We start from the raw sequence: 3,522 nt of genomic DNA on the forward strand, positions 1-3,522 counted from the left end.
CCGGGACATGCGGGAACGATGTCGTGAAACTACACACCCCCATCTCCACGAACCCGTGCCCGGGGAGTGTCATCCGACGCTCCCCGGGTTTTTTGTGCCCGGCGTCCGGCAATCCGGCCAGGAGCCACTGGCTGCACGAGCAGGCGGCGCCTACGCCCCGACTACCACGCGGGTGAACTCCGTCCAGCTGGGGCCATCATTGTGGTAGGCATAGTGCTGGTCGCTGCGGATGCGTCCGGCTTCTCCCGCGCGGACCCGCAGGATGGCACCGCCGGTGGTGATGGTCAGTTCCCCGGCGTGGACATAGTGCAGCTCCTCGGTGCCGCTGGCATCGGGTTCGGCCTGGTAGGTGTCGCCGGGCGCCAGCCGCCAGTGCCACAACTCCGCCCGGGGGACATGGTCAGTGGCGGTGAGCAGCGCGGCTTCGCTGCCACCTGCCGAGCTCCACACCCGCAGGGCCTCCCGGGAAGATCCCGCAGCTGCCGGGATGGGGGAGGGCAGGGCCAGGGAGGCAAAGTCGCTGTCCAGGGCGTGGGCGATGCGGTCCACGGTCACCAGGCTTGGGTTGGCTTGTCCCAGCTCAATTTGTGTGAGCATGCGCCGGCTGACTCCGGAACGGTCGGAGAGCTCCTGCACTGTCCACCCCTGCTCCTGGCGCCGCTGCCGGATCTGCCGCCCCACCGTGGCGATGAACCCGGCGCTGGCCGCTCCCCGCTCCCGTCCGCTCATGGTTTTGCCTCCATATGTGCAGTATAGTGCTCATTCTGCATGTTTCCATGCTACGCCCCGGCGCAAGGGCAGCCGGGCGGATCGTTACGTGCGGGCCGGTCCCGCAGCAACACCAAGACCCCAGGAAGGTGACCGTGAAGATCGAAGAGTTCGGCGTCGAACAGTGGATGAACCGCTACGAGACCACCTGCCGGTACAACCTGGCCGAGACGTGCGTGGAGTCCCTGACCGTACAGCAACTGTTGGAACTGTCCGGACGCGGCGGGGAGGTGCTGGAAGAGCTCATGTCCTTGAAGCTGACTTACGGTCCTATTCCCGGCAGTGCCCGGCTGCGCGGACTCATCGCCTCCCTCTATGCGCACCAGACGGCCGGGAATGTGCTCGTCACCCACGGCGCCATCGGGGCCAACGCCCTGGTCCATCAGACCCTCGTGGAGCCGGGCGACCGGGTGCTCTCGGTGATGCCCACATACCAGCAGCACTACGCCATCCCCGCCAGCTACGGGGCGGACGTGCACATCCTGCATTTGCGGGAGGAGAACGGCTGGCTGCCGGACCTGGATGAGCTCGCCTCTTTGGCCGCCCCGGGCACCAAGCTGATTGCGATCAATAATCCCAACAACCCCACCGGCGCGCTGATGGACGCAGCCATGCTGGAATGCATTGCCGCGATTGCCGATGGTGTCGGAGCGTGGGTGCTCTGCGACGAGGTCTATCGAGGCACCGACCAGGACGGCGGCGGAGCGACCGCGGCCATGGCCGATCTGTACCACCGGGGCATTTCCACCGGCAGCATGTCCAAGCCCTTTTCTTTGGCCGGCTTGCGCCTGGGATGGATCACCGGGCCTGCCGCCTTGCTGGAGGCGGTATACATCCACCGCGACTACAACACCATCAGTGTCGGCCAGGTCGACGACCTGCTCGCCTGCGTCGCACTCGAGGCCCGCGAGGCCATCCTCGCCCGCAGCCGCACCATCACCCGGAGCAACCTGCGCATCCTTGACGAATGGGTCGGCAGCCGGGCCGATATCAGTTACGTCAGGCCTGCCTCCGGCACCACCGCGCTGCTGCGCTACGCTGCTCCGGTTCCCTCTGAGTGGCTGTGCGAGTCCCTCCTGCAGCACACCGGGGTGATGTTCACCCCGGGCAGCGCCTTTGGTATCGAAGGCACGGTGCGTATCGGTTTCGCCGACGGCGCCGCCACCCTCGCCGTCGGCCTGGCCGAATTCAGCCGCTTCCTGGACGGGATTCTGCCCGCCCTCCCGTTCCCTGCATCCGCCGCCGCGGCCCGGCCCTGAGCCGCCTGAGGGCAGTGGACAGAACTGCCCAGGGCCCCTAGTTTTTAGTGGTGGGCGCTTGGCGCCGCCATCCGGCGTCCGGCGGCCGCCAAAAAACCGCAATAGCGGGCCGATACCGAGTGAAGGAGGAAGCAGATGGAAACCGTGGAGGAGAGCATTGACGTAGCCGTCCCGGTGCGTGTGGCCTACGACCAGTGGACCCAGTTCGAATCATTTCCGCAGTTCATGTCCGGCGTCGAGTCCGTTACCCAGCTGACGGATACCACCAACCACTGGAAGACCAAGATTGGCGGCGTGGAACGGGAATTCGATACCGAGATCGTCGAACAGAGGCCGGACGAGCGGATCGCCTGGCGCAGCGTGGACGGGAAGAGCCATGCCGGCGTCGTCACCTTCGATCCGGCAGATGCCAACAACACCCGGGTGTCCGTGCGCTTTGAATGGGACCCCGAAACGTTCACGGAAAAGGTCGGAGCGGCCTTGAACATCGACAACGCGCAGGTGAAGGCGGATCTGCGCAAGTTCAAGGATTTCATTGAGTCCAGGGGAACCGAGACCGGCGCCTGGCGCGGAGAGGTGGATGACACCGGCCCCGCCGGAACCCAGCTGTAATCCGGCATTGACCCGGCGGCCCGCCCCTCCATGGGGCGGGCCGCCGTCGTTGGTGCAGGCACAGGATAGACCTAGCCGGGGCACAGGCTAAACACAACCGCTCCGCATTACAGTGGGTCTTCCCTGGAAGCCACAGGACCAAGGAGCGGCCATGAGGTATGAATCCGCCGGCTGTCGTCGCGGCCTTCCCGCCGCCCGGCATAACCAGGCTGTCAACGCCAACCGAAAATGGGGCCACGGGTTGTTGTTGTCATTGTGCCAGGGTCTTGGCGCGTCCTTGGAGCCTGTAGCTGTTGCCTGTGGCGTTGATGACCTCGGAGTGGTGGACGATTCGGTCGATCATGGCGGAGGCGATCGTGGCGTCGCCGAAGACGTCCGCCCACTGGCTGAAGGCGAGGTTGCTGGTCAGGATCAGCGAGGCTCGTTCGTAGCGGGAGGAGACCAGCTGGAAGAACAGGCTGGCTTCAGTCCTCGTCGAACGGGATGTAGCCGACTTCGTCGATCACGAGGAGCTTGTAGCGGCCCAGCTTGGTCAACTCCTGGCCAGCTGTCCGCGGTCGTGGGCTGCCGCGAGACGGGCCACTCGGCCGGTGGCCGTGCCGAACAGCACGCAGTGTCCGGCCTGGGCGGCCGTGACCGAGATGTCCACGGCCAGGTGGGTCTTGCCGGTTCCGGGAGGACCGAGCAGGACCACTTTACGGGCTTCCCCGGGGAAGACGCCGGTGCCCGGATGCGCGATGAGGGACCGGTCGCTGCTCCACCGGGCCATCACGGGACTGTCCCGGCCCGAGTGGGACACCCTGATCACCACGCTGACAGCCCCGCACAACGAGCAGCGAGAGGCGCACCTGGACGCAGGACGCGGCCACCGCCCGAGGCAGGC

3 protein-coding genes and 1 pseudogene are annotated in these 3,522 nt (G+C 66.2%); 2 read left to right on the forward strand and 2 right to left on the reverse strand.

Translation table 11 applies throughout. From position 1 onward, the window contains the following. Window positions 1–150: 150 nt before the first annotated feature. On the reverse strand, window positions 151–729 hold the full coding sequence (locus tag HGG74_RS08045; RefSeq protein WP_168485847.1) for a helix-turn-helix domain-containing protein: 579 nt from the start codon (window positions 727–729) through the stop codon (window positions 151–153). A gap of 134 nt (window positions 730–863) precedes the next feature. Here HGG74_RS08045 and HGG74_RS08050 point away from each other — a divergent pair, with 134 nt between their 5' ends. Then, window positions 864–2,027 (forward strand): aminotransferase, encoded by a 1,164-nt coding sequence (locus HGG74_RS08050; protein WP_168485848.1) that lies wholly within the window; start codon window positions 864–866, stop codon window positions 2,025–2,027. A 135-nt stretch (window positions 2,028–2,162) separates the two neighbouring features. Then, the gene (locus HGG74_RS08055) at window positions 2,163–2,639 is read left to right on the forward strand and encodes an SRPBCC family protein (protein WP_168485849.1); all 477 of its coding nucleotides are present in this window, start codon (window positions 2,163–2,165) and stop codon (window positions 2,637–2,639) included. Window positions 2,640–2,889: 250 nt separating this feature from the next. Here the strand turns inward: HGG74_RS08055 and HGG74_RS08060 are convergent. Further along, a pseudogene (locus tag HGG74_RS08060) lies at window positions 2,890–3,408 on the reverse strand (ATP-binding protein). Window positions 3,409–3,522: the final 114 nt, after the last annotated feature.

It is taken from the genome of Arthrobacter mobilis (assembly GCF_012395835.1).
Lineage (GTDB): Bacteria > Actinomycetota > Actinomycetes > Actinomycetales > Micrococcaceae > Crystallibacter > Crystallibacter mobilis.

Bases quoted from the DNA above. Each gene is read 5' to 3' on its own strand.
- HGG74_RS08045 (WP_168485847.1), bottom strand. From the start codon at position 729: ATGAGCGGACGGGAGCGGGGAGCGGCCAGCGCCGGGTTCATCGCCACG.
- HGG74_RS08055 (WP_168485849.1), top strand. From the start codon at position 2,163: ATGGAAACCGTGGAGGAGAGCATTGACGTAGCCGTCCCGGTGCGTGTG.